At 35.0% G+C, this 16,025-nt stretch carries 14 protein-coding genes; 9 read left to right on the forward strand and 5 right to left on the reverse strand.

Annotation, left to right across the window (positions count from 1 at the left end):
* The first annotated feature begins 180 nt into the window (after positions 1-180).
* The 9 genes from AVL50_RS31580 to AVL50_RS31620 all read left to right on the forward strand — a co-directional run bounded on the left by AVL50_RS31580 (position 181) and on the right by AVL50_RS31620 (position 8,942).
* Positions 181-1,008: a TIGR02281 family clan AA aspartic protease gene (locus AVL50_RS31580; protein ID WP_157491754.1), complete on the forward strand. Its 828-nt coding sequence runs from the start codon at positions 181-183 to the stop codon at positions 1,006-1,008.
* Between the two features lie 3 nt (positions 1,009-1,011).
* Complete coding sequence (locus tag AVL50_RS31585; RefSeq protein ID WP_082796100.1) at positions 1,012-2,205, forward strand: LamG-like jellyroll fold domain-containing protein; 1,194 nt, start codon at positions 1,012-1,014, stop codon at positions 2,203-2,205.
* A 3-nt stretch (positions 2,206-2,208) separates the two neighbouring features.
* Positions 2,209-2,793 carry a hypothetical protein gene (locus tag AVL50_RS31590; RefSeq protein ID WP_157491757.1) on the forward strand — a complete coding sequence of 195 codons (585 nt, stop codon included), beginning with the start codon at positions 2,209-2,211 and terminating at the stop codon, positions 2,791-2,793.
* Positions 2,794-2,965: 172 nt separating this feature from the next.
* On the forward strand, positions 2,966-3,832 hold the full coding sequence (locus AVL50_RS31595) for a hypothetical protein (RefSeq protein ID WP_157491758.1): 867 nt from the start codon (positions 2,966-2,968) through the stop codon (positions 3,830-3,832).
* Positions 3,825-5,180, forward strand: a complete 1,356-nt coding sequence (locus AVL50_RS31600) for a phosphodiester glycosidase family protein (RefSeq protein ID WP_062621894.1) — start codon at positions 3,825-3,827, stop codon at positions 5,178-5,180. The genes AVL50_RS31595 and AVL50_RS31600 overlap by 8 nt, the downstream gene beginning before the upstream one ends.
* A gap of 22 nt (positions 5,181-5,202) precedes the next feature.
* Positions 5,203-6,327 carry a phosphodiester glycosidase family protein gene (locus AVL50_RS31605; protein ID WP_172826961.1) on the forward strand — a complete coding sequence of 375 codons (1,125 nt, stop codon included), beginning with the start codon at positions 5,203-5,205 and terminating at the stop codon, positions 6,325-6,327.
* 5 nt (positions 6,328-6,332) lie between these two features.
* A complete protein-coding gene (locus AVL50_RS31610; RefSeq protein WP_157491760.1) occupies positions 6,333-6,530 on the forward strand; it encodes a hypothetical protein in 198 nt (65 codons plus the stop codon).
* Positions 6,531-6,852: 322 nt separating this feature from the next.
* Positions 6,853-7,602, forward strand: coding sequence for a hypothetical protein (locus AVL50_RS31615; protein WP_157491762.1), 750 nt, complete (start codon positions 6,853-6,855; stop codon positions 7,600-7,602).
* 329 nt (positions 7,603-7,931) lie between these two features.
* Complete coding sequence (locus tag AVL50_RS31620) at positions 7,932-8,942, forward strand: YafY family protein (RefSeq protein WP_062621903.1); 1,011 nt, start codon at positions 7,932-7,934, stop codon at positions 8,940-8,942.
* Between the two features lie 61 nt (positions 8,943-9,003).
* Here the strand turns inward: AVL50_RS31620 and AVL50_RS31625 are convergent, their stop codons facing one another.
* The 5 genes from AVL50_RS31625 to AVL50_RS31645 form a co-directional block, all read right to left on the reverse strand.
* Positions 9,004-9,561, reverse strand: coding sequence for a sugar O-acetyltransferase (locus AVL50_RS31625; protein ID WP_062621904.1), 558 nt, complete (start codon positions 9,559-9,561; stop codon positions 9,004-9,006).
* 440 nt (positions 9,562-10,001) lie between these two features.
* Positions 10,002-11,375 (reverse strand): L-fucose:H+ symporter permease, encoded by a 1,374-nt coding sequence (gene fucP / locus AVL50_RS31630; RefSeq protein WP_062621906.1) that lies wholly within the window; start codon positions 11,373-11,375, stop codon positions 10,002-10,004.
* Positions 11,376-11,833: 458 nt separating this feature from the next.
* Complete coding sequence (locus AVL50_RS31635; RefSeq protein ID WP_062621908.1) at positions 11,834-12,763, reverse strand: bestrophin family protein; 930 nt, start codon at positions 12,761-12,763, stop codon at positions 11,834-11,836.
* Positions 12,764-12,766: 3 nt separating this feature from the next.
* Positions 12,767-14,428, reverse strand: coding sequence for a response regulator (locus AVL50_RS31640; protein WP_062621909.1), 1,662 nt, complete (start codon positions 14,426-14,428; stop codon positions 12,767-12,769).
* Positions 14,428-15,819 carry an ATP-binding protein gene (locus AVL50_RS31645; protein WP_062621911.1) on the reverse strand — a complete coding sequence of 464 codons (1,392 nt, stop codon included), beginning with the start codon at positions 15,817-15,819 and terminating at the stop codon, positions 14,428-14,430. Before AVL50_RS31645 ends, AVL50_RS31640 begins: the two co-directional genes overlap by 1 nt.
* Between the last annotated feature and the right edge of the window lie 206 nt (positions 15,820-16,025).

The raw sequence follows: 16,025 nt of genomic DNA on the forward strand, positions 1-16,025 counted from the left end.
AAACTTTATGGGATCAGATCAATCTGTACACCTCTAAAATATATGTGTTGGTGGATTTAGGTTTTCTGGGTATTGAACAATTGTTAAAATTATTTTTCTTTCCTGTATCTCAAACTATGTGAATTGGTTGCACAGTACCCGCTTAAGTTGCAGAAAATTTACAAAAAAGTTGATTTAAATATGAGAAAAATAATAACACTTTTAATCTGTTTGGTCAGTATTCAAGGTTTGGCTCAAGTAAAACAAACCAAAGTGCCTTACAGAGATGTTCACAATGCGGGTGTGAAGTATATTGATATTAAAGTGAATGGAGTACCACAGACTTGTATTATTGATACTGGAGCGTCTGGAGTAACTTTAAATAGAAAAACCTTTATTAGTTTAGTACAACAAGGTGTAATTTATCAACATCACGTGACAGGTAAACGACAGGTAGCACTGGCTGATGGAAGTTTGGTTGAAGTTTATACGTTTAAGATTAGTCAATTACAGATAGGAGATCTTATTCTTCGGAATATTGAAGGCTATATCACGCCTTCAGATGATGCCGCCTCATTATTAGGGCAAAGTCTATTGGATCGTTTCGGGAGTGTGACGTTTAACAATCAGGCCAAACTATTGGAGATAGAGTATACACCAATCAGTTTCTCTTCCCTTAAAAAAATAAAGCTAATTCCTTGCTTAAAGGAGGATCAGGTTATTGTGAAGCAACTTCTAACCTCCTTACAGCAACAAAAAGAATTACAACAGATTGATTTTGAAATTGAAAATCAACTTCCTCCTCAAAATGCTGTAGACAGGGTGTCTGAAGGCAGTATTGCTCTCCGCTCCTTCAGTCAAGAAGGTGTTGAAATGACGAAGTCTGATGGTTTTCTGACTTTTTTTGAAACTTTTATCAAGTCACATTCAGGTCAGTTTTTGGAGCAACATGTCTATGATGAGAATATGACATTTTATTATGCAAATGAAATGCAAGGTTATTTAGAAGTTTGGGTAAGATCAAAATAGGTTATGCATAAAATATTTTTCCTCTTTCTGTTACAATTGTTTTCGTACTGTACTTATGCACAGATGGTTTATCATTTTGATTTTAACCATACATTGACAGATAAAGTTTCATCAACAACACTTGTAGCTAATCAAAGTGTAGATTATACAAAGGACCATTTTCTAATGGAATGTGGAGGGTTGCGTTTTGAACATAATACTGCTTTGGAATGGAAGGATAGTCGCTTCTCTTCAAAAGTAAAAAAAGAATTTACAATAGCGGTTTGGGCAAAAGCAAATGCCCCTGAAGAATGGGATGATCTTATATGGTTTACCATTTTCTGTAAGGGAAAGCAAGGAAAAGAGGGTATTAATAGTCCACAACTCCGTTTTCAAGTGACTTCAGAAACAGTATCACTCTCTACAGATAATACATGGAAGAAAACCAATCTTTTTCTGCCAGATGTTTGGTATCATCTTGTGGTTAGCTGTAAGGGAAATAAGGTTGAGTTTTATGTCAATGGAAGAGAAAATGCACAGTTTGAATTAAAAAAAGGATGGATATCCAATAATGACCCGCTTTATATCGGGAAAGATGTTCCTGGAAACTTGGAATATTTTGATGGAGTAATAGATGATTTCAGAATGTATAATAAAGCACTTTCTCCTTCAGATGTACTTTCACTATTCAATGAACCCATGATGAAAGGAGTTAATTTTTGTCATCCAACAACACCGCTTGTTTCACAGGTACAAGTACAGCAAACTGTGATTGTACCCAAAATAGATACTGTTTATCAGAAGATCACCATTACCAAAATAGATACTGTACATATTTATCAAACCGATAGTATTTACAATAAGCTATCAGAGCAGTCAGGTGCTCACTTTGTACTGGAACATTTGGAGTTTTATCAATCGTTGCCAGATTGGAAGCCTTCGTCGCTACCTACCTTGAATAAACTTTTAGATTATTTAATCAAAAATCCAACTATTAAAATACAACTAGAAGGGCATACTGATAACAGAGGGGATAAATCTGAAAATCAAAAATTATCAAAACTCCGAGTCAACAATGTCAAGAGATGGTTGTGTCAGAAAGGGGTTGAAAAAGAAAGAATCTCTACGGTAGGTTTTGGAGATAGACGTCCCATTGCTTCAAATACTACGGAAGAAGGAAAAAGAAAAAATAGAAGAGTAGAAGTGAAAATATTATAAACCATGAAAAGTATTTATGTATTGATAGTGTTCTACTTGTATTGTGTCAATTTGGGGTGGTGCAATGAAGCTCAATTTGAAGGTGATCTTGCGTTGCTTTCCCATCCTCTTGATGGGGAAATGTCACCGAAGGAGGTATATGAAACATTTGATGAGTATATTATTAAGTTATCTCAAAGTGAAAAATCTATAAGTCAGCTGAAGCATCAGATTTATTTTTCAGATTATCTGGTGCATATATCTCCGCAATATGAAAATGGGGCTTACCTTATTTTGCAATATGTGAGTACCACTGTTGAAAAAAGGCTGATTAAAGAAGGAACGGAAGCAAAGGAAGTGAAGCCTTTGATGGAGATGCTCAAAGAAAGAAATTTCCTGGTAAGAGTACCTGTTTCTGACTTTTCTAAAGCACAACATCATTTTCAGGAAGGAAATTGGTCCTATCTCAAGAAAAGATTTGAAACTAAAGTTTTGATGGGGCTTTTCCGATTGGAGGAAAACCAAATCATTCTCTTCTATGGAATAATACTTCTGCTATTTCTACTGTTACCTTACCTTTTATGGAAAAGACCAAAATGTAATTTTTAATTATGACTCTCGAAGCCTTAAAACATTATTTTGGTTTTATCATATAAGCACTAGTAGGACAGAAGTAAATGGATATTCCAGATATGTTCTTATACAAATACTGATTGAAAGTAGACGATAGTTTAGTTTACAATGTACTTATCATTAAAACAATAAATATAGATTACAAAACATGAAACAAATTTTATTTACAGCAATAACGTGTATCTTTTTTTCATTGCAGACTAATGCCCAATATAAACTGGGAGGAAAGTTTTCAGCAATGTATGAAGATAACGTTAGGATATTTACGCTTCATAAAAATAACATCCGTTACGGTTATGCAATATGGATGAATAGAGGCAGCAGTGGGAATAGAGTAAAGGCAAAATATTTTGCATCAGGAAATGCCTATCAGAAATATAGTAATTGGCTCTCTGGAAAAAATATCATTTTAGTATCAAGCGGCGCTTATAGTAATGGTTTTGCTAGTTATAATACCCCAATTGGCGTATGTGTTGATAATGGTATAATTGTCAATAAAAAGATTGAAAACAAAATGGATGGTTTAGTCATTGTTGAACACATTGGAGGAATTAGAGTCTCTAATATCAGCGATAATAAATTGTATCTTGGAAGTCTAAATAAGTCTATTAATCCCAAATATGAAATGAATACGTTGCTTAACTGGGCAAAAAGTGAATCTGCTACAGTTTTTCAAACCCACTTATTGATTCATAGCAACCAACTGAAAATCAATTATAATAGCAGTAAAAATGTAGCAACTAGGAGAATACTGGTTTTGGGAATTGATAGCAAAGGGAAAGTGATGCATATCGTGTTTCATATTGTAAAGGATCAAACCTTAATGCAAGTAACCAAGGATATCAAATCAACACTTTCAGCAAGAAATATCAGAGTAGCAGGTGCTTTAAATCTTGATACAGGGGGATGTGATATTTTAGAAGTATATGACGATCACAATAACCATATTCCTACCGTTACAGGTACTGTAGATCAAAAAAAAGCGACCAACTTATTAGTTTATTATTATGAATAAATTATTTATTACGTTCATTTTAGTTTTTGGCTTTTCTTCTGTTTTTGCTCAGAGTTTTTTCCAAAAAGTGATCAATGGCAATCTATATTATGTGTATCAGCTGAATGCTGAAAATAAAGTAGAAACTATCAAAATGTTTTGGAAAAATGAACAAGGCAAAGCGTTGAAGTCATTAGCAAACATTGAGAAAAGCTACCCCAATCAGGAGGTACTTTTTTCAATGAATGCAGGTATCTTTAATCCTGCTCTTGCACCGGAAGGTCTATACATAGAAAATGGTAAAACATACCGTCCCTTAAATCAGAAAAAAGGAAAGGGAAATTTTTATATGGAACCTAATGGTATTTTTTTGGTAGATAAAATGCAAAAAACTGCGATTATAAAAAGTACTCATTGGGAAACCGAGGAGAGGCAGAGCAATGTAAGTTATGCAGTCCAATCAGGTCCATTGTTACTCTATAAGGGTATTATCAATCCAAAATTTTCAACAGCATCTAAATCAAGGTTTATTAGAAATGCTGTGGGAGTAGATGCAGATGGAACAACGTATTTTGTGTGCTCTAAAAACCCAGTAACTTTTTATGAGCTCTCCTCTTTTTTTAGAGATGAACTTGCATGTAAAAACGCACTTTATCTTGATGGGGCTATTTCCAATATGAAGGTTGGTCATCAGTACATACATTCCTCCAAAAGTGCTTTTGCAAGTATGATAGCGGTAGTAAGAAATAAGGAGCATCAGCCTGCTAATTTTACGCAGTATACTTTTCCTTTAGAAGCACAAATTAAATTAGAAGAGAGTAATGAATTTAACCGTATCGGAGCATTTTGGGGAGTATTTTTAAAACATAATAAGCAACTACAGTTGGTAGGAAATTATCAATCCTCAGAACGTTCAACAGTGTTGATGGAAGATGGTCATGTTGTCGATTCGGCTCTACTAAAAAGAGGACAGGTTATTGTTGCAAAGGAAGCTACAGGAAGATATCATTTACTGTTTTCGGAAGATTGGGAGTACCTTTCAAAAGTCAATATTCAAAACGCAGTAGCATTTGAGGATTTACTTTTTAGTAAACAGTTTAATATTAATAATGTAAAAGCTGATCCACTATATCAGAAAGCCATAGTATTAGGGTTAGACGAGAAACAACAACTCAAAATTCTTGAATGCCACCTAAAGTCAGGCTACTTTTCTAGGTCAACATTAATTTATAATTTAAAAGCATTAGGACTTCAGGATGGTATTCTGATAAGCTATGATGAAAATGCACAATTATGTATTCCTAATAGGGTATACAATTGGAATGTGACCATATCGAAAACAATACAACAATTTATAATAATCCAATAAGATGAGAAGATTTATTCAAATAATGATCCTGATAGTAGTTTTAACGGGATGTAATAAAGACAATGCACTGCTGTTTACAAAAAAATATGTCAGAGATTACCAATCTCAAAAAACAAAAGAACTCCAAAATTTATCCATCAAGAATGATTCTCTTTCTGATGTAATTGAAAACAATAGACACTTAGTGACTCAAAAAGATAGCGTTCTTCTCTTACTTCAGGAAGAGTTAGTAGCATCACAGATCGTAGCCTCTGAATTGCAAAAAGAAATAATGGTATTAAAAGAGACTATTCAAGGTTTTAGTCATAGCACAGACTCACTTAACCATCAATTACTTGCTGAACAACAAAAAATGCTGGAGACACAGAGAACATTGAAGGTGCAACTTTCAGCCTTACAACAGGTCATTGTGCAACAAAAACAAGCTATTTCTACATTGGAGTTTCAAGTATCACAAAAGACAAAGAATATAGAGCCTGTGATGACAATGAAAGGATATGGAGGGAAAAAATTTACAGTTGTAAAAATTTCACTTTCAGAATATAAGATACAACTACATCTTCAGGAACAGAGTGAAGCCCAACCTTCCTTAGACTATTTAAAAAAGAAGTTAGATCACATGGGAGAAGATGTTCTATTTTTGATGAATGCAGGTATGTTTACTTCTTCCTATTTACCGAAAGGTTTATACATAGAAAACGGTATTGAAAAAGTGAATATAGACCGAAAAAAAGAAGGGTATGGTAATTTTTATTTGCCAAGCAATGGTGTCTTTTTCATTACTCAGGCCCATGAAGCTAAAATACTAAAAACATCAGCTTATCAATACCCTACACAGCAGATTAAACTTGCAACGCAGTCGGGACCGATGTTGGTTGAAAATGGTGTGATCAACAGTGTATTAGGGAAAGAGTCTCCAAATTTTCATTATAGAAATGGTATTGGGGTTATTGATGAAAATACAGTAGTGATGATCATTTCTGAAGAACCTGTTCGATTCTATCAATTGGCAAGTATGTTTAAAAAATTAGGATGTAAAGACGCTTTGTACTTGGATGGAGCCATCAGTGGTTGTTGGGCAGAAGGCAGGGAAAACCAAAAGGGAAGCAATCATTTTGGACCAATACTATCTGTATGTAAAAAGTGAAGATTATGCTAGATGAAATTGAATCAAGTTTTTGGGAAATTATTGAAGAGTTGGATAATGAAATTCTAAAAGAACAGAAAATAATAGATCAGAGAAGTGCAAAAAAACAACTCTTGGATTTTCAAAGGATCAACCAGCTTAAAAGACAGCGACAGCATATCTTGAAAGTGAGAGACATGTTTCACACCGTCAATAATAACTAAAACCAAAGAGACCTGAATCTAAATAAAGAAATAAGTACTAAGTCAAAAATAAATCATAGTTAATTCTAATTTATTTTTTGTGAGTACAACGCTAAAAAACGTATTAATAGTGGTTCTATTGGAAGTTTTTTGAAGGAAGTTATCGCAAAACAATAAATAGAATTAGTATTAGATAATTTTGAATTTGTACTTATGTCCTGCCCCATGTAACCTATTGATAGCGTTAATTTCGAACTTTAATTACCACTTATTATTGAACTATGCGAATTGGTTGCACACTACATTTCTACTTTTGAGAAATGTTAAATTAAAACAATCAATAATGAAAAAACTATTCTTTTTACTTCTATTCTTTCAGCAATTTTTAATGCTTTATGCTCAAGATAATATTGGGATTGTAACCCATGAATTTAGAGAGTATGATTGGCATGAATCAAAAGAAAGGTTTGTCCTTACAAAAAGTAAAAGTATTCCCTCTTATTTTTATTTTGTTGACGGAACTTTATACTTTAAGAAAGGAAATAATGACTGGCGTCAGAATGAATTGGAATTATTAGAAAAAGAAACAAGGCAAAGTAAACAAACTTGTTTTATGGATAACTTTGGCCAATTTATTAGAATCTCAAAGACTAAAATATCTTTTATGTTTGAATTTGACGGGCAAGTTTATGCAAAAAAGGTGGATTACTATATTTCGAGAAGAGATGATGAATTAGTACAAGAGAAGTTTGAAGAAAGAATGGCAGGAGTTACTGAAAGTACACAATTTAAGAGGTCATTTACACAGTTTAGCTTATACGAAAATGGTCAATGGGGGAAATGGCAAGAAGGTAATAATACAATCGTTTTTAATTATAAAAATACTTCTGATATTTTCGTTTATTTCAATAATGGGAAAAAAGAGTTTCTTCAAAATATGAGCGGTTTTGAAAAAGCCAAAACAAAAGATGGTAATTCTTATCAAATTGCTACTGTATTGGATGATAACGGGAATGAATTACAAATTCAATTATTTGATAGTGGTGATGTTAAGTTTATGTATAGTAATGGCTTTATGATACAATTACATTAATTATTTGCCTATTAGAGCATATTTGAAAAATCTCTTTTAGTAAAAAATTACCCTATCAGAACGTGAGTTTATTAATTTCATCAACTATAGAACCACAATTTTCTCAGAAATTAATAGCCTCAAAACCTAAAATGGAAAATTTTTACTTTTAAAATATATATTCTAAATATGCTCTCAGTACATTCTAGACTAAGTTTTCGAATATTTATAACATTTAGAAATCAGGGAATTTCTGGTTAGCTGTAGGACAATCAACGTTCTTGCAAGCTTTTAAGCTATCCATCAAAAGAAAACTTTCTTTCAAATTTCGATAAAAAACACCTAACACAATGCCAATCAATAAAAATGCTCAGATCCGATATAATGCTCTTGATCGATGTTTTAGGAATACAGGTAAAAAATATTTTATAGATGATTTATTGGAGGAGTGTAATAATAGCTTAGTTGAGCTTAATTCTAAAACTACAGGTATTCAACGTAGACAAATTTTTGATGATATTAAGTTTATGGAAAGCGATAAAGGTTTTCAAATTGAACTTGATAGAATCAAAGATGGCAGGAAGACCTATTATAGATATAAGGACACTACATTTTCGATCAATAATCAGCCTATTAATGAAAAAGAAGCTAATCAGTTAAAGGCTGCGTTTCAGGTGATGAGTCGTTTTGAAGGACTACCCCAATTTGAATGGGTTTATGAAATTAAGAAAAAGCTAGAAACTTCTTTTCAATTGGAAGATAACGAAAGGGAAGTCATTGGTTTTGAATCAAATGTTGATTTGGTAGGATTGGGGTATTTAAGTGAATTATTTGATGCTGTCTTCTATGAAAAAGTCCTTCATATTCGCTATAAAAGCTTCTTATCAGAGGAAGAAAACCAATTTGAACTTCATCCTTACTATCTAAAACAATATAACAATCGTTGGTTTTTGTTAGGACAAGATGAAAGATTTGACACTTTAACAGTGATTGCCCTTGATAGAATATTATGTATTAAAGAAGCCAGAAACGTGGAGTTTATTCCTAACCTGAATATAGATTTCAAGGAATATTTTGATGATTTTATCGGGGTGTCAAAGTTAGGAGATGAGACCATTGTGATAAAATTCTGGGTTCATAATAGCAGAGCACCATATGTTGAGACCAAACCGCTTCATTGTACACAAAAAAAATTAGGGGCAGAAGGAGAAGGGACATTATTTTCTATTGATGTAATCCCTAACAAAGAGTTAGAAACGCAGTTACTTTCTTTCGGTGAAGATCTTTATGTTTTAAGCCCTTCTACCTTTAGAGAGAGAATGAAGGAAAGAGTAATTCACTTGTTTTCATTGTATCAATAGATAGTTATCCTGAAAATAAAAGACCAGTCATAAACTTCAATTATGGCTGGTCTTATTATTTTTAGTAGTCTAGCTTTTTGATCACCCTTGCCGGGCTTCCTACTGCTACAACATTTGGTGGAAGGTCTTTAGTAACAACACTATTGGCTCCAACGGTTGTGCCTTCACCAATTGTGACTCCGGGCATAACAGTTACTCCGGCCCCAAGCCAACAGTTTTTCTTGATGGTGATTTCTCCTGACCTTCCTAAATGCGGGCGAGTTCGGGGATCTGTAGAATGGGTATCTCCAATGAGGTGAACGCCAGGTCCTAGCATTACTCCATCTTCTAAGGTCACTTTTAAGGAATCTAAAATGAGGCAGTTGAAGTTCATGGAGACGTTTTTTCCACAGTGAATATTGAAACCATAATCACAATAGAAACCGGGTTCAATGGCGATGCCTTCGCCTACACTCCCAAATAGTGTTTGAAGTAGTTGTACTTTCTCTTCTTGCTGTGTGATGCTAAGTTGATTGAATTCTTCGCAAAGAAGACGAGCTTCATATCGTTGTTTTAGTAATTCTGGATCATTGAAACAATACAATTCTCCACTAAGCATTTTTTCTCTTTCAGTTTTCATTTCGTCTTAATTTTTAATGTGTTCAATAAGTATATTGTAAACAAAATTACCCTCAACTTTCACTCGACATTTCTATAAGCTTTGAAGGTCCTACTTTCAACCTTCCTTCTTCTTCATTTTTCCATTGATGAAAAACGAAGCAAAAAATCTAGGCTTAGAAGTCAAAAGCTAAATTCCATTCCTCTCACCTAAATGATTTTAAACTCGCTTTGCTCAAACAAGAAAATCATTTTCCTGGCTCAATTCATGAAATTCTTAACGCTTTTCCCTTCAATGCCAGGGGGAGTACTACCAAACTAAAAAAGGTATAAACCCCTTTGGCTCGAATGTTAAGCGTTAGCGTCATTTGTGTCCTTCAGTTCATCAGAAATCTCCTGATTTCTAAGCACTATAAATAATGAAAACTTAGTTTTCAATAGGATAGGTAAGTCATTACTTGTTTATGATTCTCTGGCTTCAAGAGGTAATTGTCCTTCTTTTTCGAATTTAGGATCATGAATTTTTTGAAGCCTATATCCATAAATTCCAATGACGATAAAGCAAATCAGGACGAGCACAAATGAAGCATTGACTGGAGGAATTCCAAGCAAGTTGCCGGTTGCTTCTCCAATATCAATTAATTTACCTTGAAGAGGAGGAAGAAGCGAACCGCCTCCAATCACTAAGATCATTCCAGCTGAAGCAATTTTTGAGTCTGATTTCATTCCCGTTAGTGCAGATCCGAAAATAGTAGGCCACATCATCGACAAACATCCTGAGATGCCTATGAAACTATAAATACCCCATCTGCCATCAATCAGAATTAATGCAAGTGTAAATCCTATGGCCATCAAAGCGACAATTTTAAGCAGTTGACCTGATTTTATGTAATTCAATAAATAAGTGAATAGAAAACGGCATATGCCAAATGTGATCATTGCATAGATGTTGTATTCTAAGGCAACTTGCTCTGATACTTTTTCCGTCATACCCTCGTTCATAAATACACGCACACCATAATGAATAATAAAGGTCCAACACATCACTTCGGCTCCTACATAAAAGAACTGTGCAATAACGCCTTCTTTATATCTTGGGTTTGCCTTCAGTCTTTTTAGTGTTGCTTTGATATTTAAGGGGTCTTTTGTATCAAAATGATTTGGCATACTACTTACTTTATAGATAACGAGAAGTATTATTAGGATTAGGCCAATAAAAATATAGGGTGAGCTGACCACATCTAAATCTTCTAATTGAATCATTTTGAATTGCTCAGGGTTAGCCGATAATAGTGCCTCTCGGGTGGCTGTATCTGCATCATTAAGCTTTACTTGAATGAAATTTTTGGCGGTAAACATGCCAATCAAAGAACCTACTGGATAAAATGACTGGGCTAAGTTTAAACGCTGTGTAGCTCTTGAGGGAGCGCCCATTGAAAGGACATACGGACCGGCACTTGTTTCTAAAAATGACAAACCGCAAGTCATTATAAAATAAGAAATCAAGAAAGGATAGAAGTCTGCAAGCCACGCGGAGGGAATAAATAAAAGTGCTCCTGTGGCATAAAGTCCAAGTCCCATCATTACTCCTGATTTATAGGAAGTTCTTCGGATAAAAATAGCGGCAGGAATGGCCATAGCACAATATCCTCCATAAAAACAAAACTGGATCAAAGCTCCTTCAAAATTACTCATCAAAAAGATTCTTGAAAAAGCGGCGACCAAAGGGTTGGTAATGTCGGCGGCAAATCCCCACATAGGGAATAAAATAGTCACTAATAGAAATGGAAAGATTAACTCCTTAGGAATTAAAGCTTCCTTTTTTTGATTGTTCATAAGGTTGATATATAAATTAGTTTAGCTTTTATTTTCGATTTGTTGATTAAAAGGATACCATGTAACCAACAATTTTTCGAACATGTTTAAACCTACTTTACTACTCGTACAAAATAAATGGGATTTTTTATTAATGAAGAACCACTGCATAGATCACATTACAATCCATTTTCTTCATTCAAAGTATACCATTTCTTTTGTCCTAGTACTGATGATAAAAAAACACTTTCTTTTAAGGGTGAAATTTTATCATTTCAATGGATGTAAACATGTTTTTGTCACATCACAATATTAATGGAAGGAATGAAATAGTGAATTGGTAAATTTAGGGTTTGAGAGGGTAATAAATTGGGGAAATAATTTTAGACCTTTTTTTCAAGTAAATTTTTAGATGTAAAAACGGGTAGACTTGTTAGCCTACCCGCAGTAATGTAGAACAATTATGTTTTCAATTGACTCTAAAAGACTTTTTCATACAAGTCTCTTCTTGCATTCTGCGCTTTCTCTTCATCAAGTTCAAAGATTTCAAAAACGTTATTCTGTATACTTTTGGCCATATCTCCTGTGGGAAGGTTATTACAGTCCAAACCAAAAGGATCTTCTATTTCTTCTCCCATCAATTCAATGCCTATAAATGCAAACATCACCAACATAACAACTGGAATGGCAAAATACCCCATTTGTGGTGTAAGAGCTATGGGAAGTAATAGACCATAAGTTGTAATGAAAATCTTCATAAATACGGCATAGGAAAATGGAATAGGTGTTTTTTTGATCCTCTCACATGCACCAATTATATCCAACAACGATTTATGAAGCGGACCGTAATTGATCAAATCAGGATCTGTAATTGTTCCATTTCTGTGTTCTGTTACAATTTTACTGTAGATCTCCTGAGTAATTGCATTAGGAACGTGTCCTCTTTTACTGTATTTTTTTCTATCTTCCTCTGTCAAATGAATTAAGATATCAAGGTTTGTTCCTTCTCTTAAATGCTCTACCATGGCGTGACAAAAGTTACTGATTCGGACAGCCAAGTAAAAACGCAACTGATGATTTTCTGCAGGAAGAATGGTATGAGCATAAACAGCTAAATTTCTTGTGTTATTGATCAAAGCGCCCCATTGTTTTCTTCCTTCCCACCAACGGTCATAGGCACTGTTTGTTCTGAAAACCAATAAAATACTCAGTACAATACCCAATAAAGAGAAAGCTGAACCAATCACGCTTTGATCTTTCTCAGGGAAAAATTTAAAATGAAGTAACCAAATAGCGGTAGTATATACGCCAAAAAATAAAACGGCTCTCATCACTCTCACCATGGTCCAACTGGTGGCAAGGTGCTTGATGTCCCCAAACCAATTGTCGTTCGCCTTATAGATTATCATAGTTTAATATTCACTTAAATATTTATGCACCAAAGAAATACTCATGGCTCCTTCTCCTACTGCTGAAGCCACTCTGTTCATTGCTCCAGAACGGACATCGCCAGCGGCAAAAATACCAGGTACGGAAGTTTCCAATAAGAATGGATCACGGTCTTCTTTCCAATACTTTTTGAAATCTAAACCATTCAAATCCCTTCCAGTGATGACAAACCCTTTCTCGTCTTTATTGACATTTTCGGGTAACCAATCGGTATAAGGTTTGGCCCCAATAAAGATAAATACGGCTCTAGCATCATAGGTTTCTTGCTCTTTTGTTTTCATATTTTCAATCACAAGCGACTCCAGTTTTTCGTCACCAATTCCCTTTACAATTTGTGTAAAAGGTTTAAGGTCGATGTTGGGAGTAGCATCAATTTGATCAATCAAATACTGGGACATGGTAGAAGAAAGGTCTTCTCGACGGATCAAAATGCTGACTTGTTTGGAGAATTGAGAAAGGTACATAGCACCTTGTCCTGCGGAGTTTCCACCACCTACAACAAAAACATGACTGTCTTTACAAGCATTGGCTTCCGTAGTTGCTGCTCCATAATAGACACCGGCACCCGTTAACTCAGGTAAACCCTCTGTCATCAATTTTCTATAATCCACCCCAGTTGTCAACACCACACTTTTGGTTTTCACGGTTTCTCCGCTATCCAGCGTTAAAACTTTGTATTTATCTACAAAGTCAATGTGATTCACGGATTTAGGATTAAGGAATTCAATGCCAAAGCGAGTAGCTTGTGTGATGGCTCTTCTAGCGAGATCTTGACCACTGAGTCCTTTAGGAAAACCCAGATAATTTTCTATTCTTGAACTTGTTCCTGCCTGTCCACCTGGTGCTTTTTTCTCAATTAATAAAGTCTTCAATCCTTCCGAACCACCATACACAGCAGCGGCCAAACCTGCAGGTCCTGCACCAATAATCACCACATCGTACACTTCTTCTTTGGCTTTCTCATGAAATCCAAGGTTGGACGCCAATTGAGTAGGAGCTGGCTGACGGATAATATTACCGTCTTCCATCACTACCACGGGAAGATCTGCGGAAGTTAAATTGTTATTGGCCACAAGTTGTTGAGCTTCCTCATCTTTGGTTACATCCAGCCATTGATAAGGAATAAGATTGGCGGCTAAGAAATCTTTGATGTCATGAGAGAGTTTTGAGAAAGGGTAACCCATTACTCGAATACCCTTGAAAGTAGGTTGGAATTTTGCGTGCCATTCTGAAAGTATATCATCAATCACCGGATATAATTTCTCCTCCGGTGGGTCCCAAGGCTTCAATAAATAGTAATCAATCTGAGCATCGTTAATCGATTTTATAGCGGCATCTGTATCACTGTAAGCGGTGAGCAATACCCTGCCAGCATTGGGGTAGACGGCTTTGACTTTTTCTAGAAAATCTACTCCTTGCATTTCCGGCATTCTTTGATCACTTAAAAACAGTGCAATCTCGTCTCCTTTGTTGCGAAGTTCTGTGACTAAGTCCAATGCCTCATTGGCAGAGTCTGTGGCTAATATTTTATATTCTTTTTTGTATTGATTTCTCATGTCTCTCTTCACTGCTTGGAGCACCTGAGGGTCATCATCTACGAGTAGTAGTATCGGTTTTTTATCCATTATTCTATATTACTTTTAATTGGAAGTGTAATTCTAAATTCTGTATTACCAGGTTGACTTGTCACCTTAATAGTACCTTCATGTTTATCAATGATTTTTTTTGTGATATCAAGCCCAAGACCTGTTCCTTTGCCAATGCCTTTTGTGGTAAAAAAGGGTTCGAAAATTCTACTTCTAATCTCTTCTGGAATACCTTTTCCAGTATCCGTGAGATAGATTTTTACATTCTCATCATCAAAAGCAGTACGAACTCCAATTGTTCCTTTTTCTTCCAGTGCATCAATACCGTTCGCCAAAATATTCATCCAAACCTGATTCAATTCGCCTGGCATCCCATCAATTTCAGGCAAATTAGGAGCTAATTTCATGTCTAGCTGATGCCCTTGCTTTTGGATCTTATGCTCTAAGAGTTTGACAGTAGATTGAAGCCCTTCATGGACATTCATTTTTTGCATATCCTGACTTCTGTCCATATAGGAGAAGGATTTAATGGAAGTAATCAATGAAGAAATTCTTTCGGATGCTTCGCTGATATCCTGCACCATTTTTTCAGTGATCAACTGACTGCCTACCCATCCTAATGTAGAGGCAAAGTTTTGATCTCCTAGTTCATCATACATTTCTTCCAAATCCTCTTCTTGAATTTGAAAATCCACAAGTGCACCAACAATATCATCCACATCTTCCATACCTTTGTCTTCCAAAAAATCAGTTAAGTCATCTTCTAGATTACTCTTTTCTATCAATGTCATGGCTGTTTTGGGAGCTGTAAGTTTTTGATGTATAAAGGTATTGACGTGATCTATTTCCTCTTCATTGACATTCATGGACATCACTGCTTTGAACCTTTCAGGTACAGAAGAAAGGTGCTTTTTGAGCTCTTTGCCACTTCGGGCCATTGCACTGGCAGGGTTGTTTAATTCATGAGCCAAACCGGCACTCATTTTCCCTAAAGCCATTAGCTTTTCATTTTGAGTCTGCACTTTAGCAAATTCCCTTACCCTAGTGGTCATGGTGTGTACCAAGCATTCGGTGAGTTCGTAATTGTGTCGGATCATATCACCTAACAAATCCCTATGAAGTCGGAAAATGGTACTTTCACCACAAGAATGGCAAAGCATTCCAAATTCTTTTATTCTTGAAAAGGGAAGCACACCAGAAACGGTATTCACACCAAAAGAATCCATGTATTTCTTCCCTTTATCATTAAAAATATAGGTTCTGAATTCTCCCTCAAACACCACAAAAAGATATTCGGCGGGATCTCCAGGCCGGAACATAGGTTCTTTATCTTTGAACGTCTTCAATTCTCCGTGATTTAACAACCACTGTAACTGATCTTCGGGAACGCCTTCAAAAGTTGGGACTGCTTTTAATTTCTCAATAGACATAGTTTTTGTTTGAATAAGAGTGCGTTTAGGTTGAGCAATGTCTATTGAAGATAATTGAATTTTTGCTAATAATAAAAGAAGGTGATTCTTTGTGTTGACTCAAGAATAGAATAAGGTGTTTTTTGAAACTTTAAGCCTCTTATTCAGGAATTGGATTCTTGTTTTGTATTACAATAAGAGATAACTTGTGGGGGGCTTTCAATTAT

It is taken from the genome of Flammeovirga sp. SJP92 (genome assembly GCF_001583495.1).
Lineage (GTDB): Bacteria > Bacteroidota > Bacteroidia > Cytophagales > Flammeovirgaceae > Flammeovirga.

Excerpts from the sequence above, each read along its gene's own strand:
- AVL50_RS31580 (WP_157491754.1), top strand. The coding sequence starts at position 181 with ATGAGAAAAATAATAACACTTTTAATCTGTTTGGTCAGTATTCAAGGT.
- AVL50_RS31585 (WP_082796100.1), top strand. The coding sequence starts at position 1,012 with ATGCATAAAATATTTTTCCTCTTTCTGTTACAATTGTTTTCGTACTGT.
- AVL50_RS31590 (WP_157491757.1), top strand. The coding sequence starts at position 2,209 with ATGAAAAGTATTTATGTATTGATAGTGTTCTACTTGTATTGTGTCAAT.
- AVL50_RS31595 (WP_157491758.1), top strand. The coding sequence starts at position 2,966 with ATGAAACAAATTTTATTTACAGCAATAACGTGTATCTTTTTTTCATTG.
- AVL50_RS31600 (WP_062621894.1), top strand. The coding sequence starts at position 3,825 with ATGAATAAATTATTTATTACGTTCATTTTAGTTTTTGGCTTTTCTTCT.
- AVL50_RS31605 (WP_172826961.1), top strand. The coding sequence starts at position 5,203 with ATGATCCTGATAGTAGTTTTAACGGGATGTAATAAAGACAATGCACTG.
- AVL50_RS31610 (WP_157491760.1), top strand. The coding sequence starts at position 6,333 with ATGCTAGATGAAATTGAATCAAGTTTTTGGGAAATTATTGAAGAGTTG.
- AVL50_RS31615 (WP_157491762.1), top strand. The coding sequence starts at position 6,853 with ATGAAAAAACTATTCTTTTTACTTCTATTCTTTCAGCAATTTTTAATG.
- AVL50_RS31620 (WP_062621903.1), top strand. The coding sequence starts at position 7,932 with ATGCCAATCAATAAAAATGCTCAGATCCGATATAATGCTCTTGATCGA.
- AVL50_RS31625 (WP_062621904.1), bottom strand. The coding sequence starts at position 9,561 with ATGAAAACTGAAAGAGAAAAAATGCTTAGTGGAGAATTGTATTGTTTC.
- fucP (WP_062621906.1), bottom strand. The coding sequence starts at position 11,375 with ATGAACAATCAAAAAAAGGAAGCTTTAATTCCTAAGGAGTTAATCTTT.
- AVL50_RS31635 (WP_062621908.1), bottom strand. The coding sequence starts at position 12,763 with ATGATAATCTATAAGGCGAACGACAATTGGTTTGGGGACATCAAGCAC.
- AVL50_RS31640 (WP_062621909.1), bottom strand. The coding sequence starts at position 14,428 with ATGGATAAAAAACCGATACTACTACTCGTAGATGATGACCCTCAGGTG.
- AVL50_RS31645 (WP_062621911.1), bottom strand. The coding sequence starts at position 15,819 with ATGTCTATTGAGAAATTAAAAGCAGTCCCAACTTTTGAAGGCGTTCCC.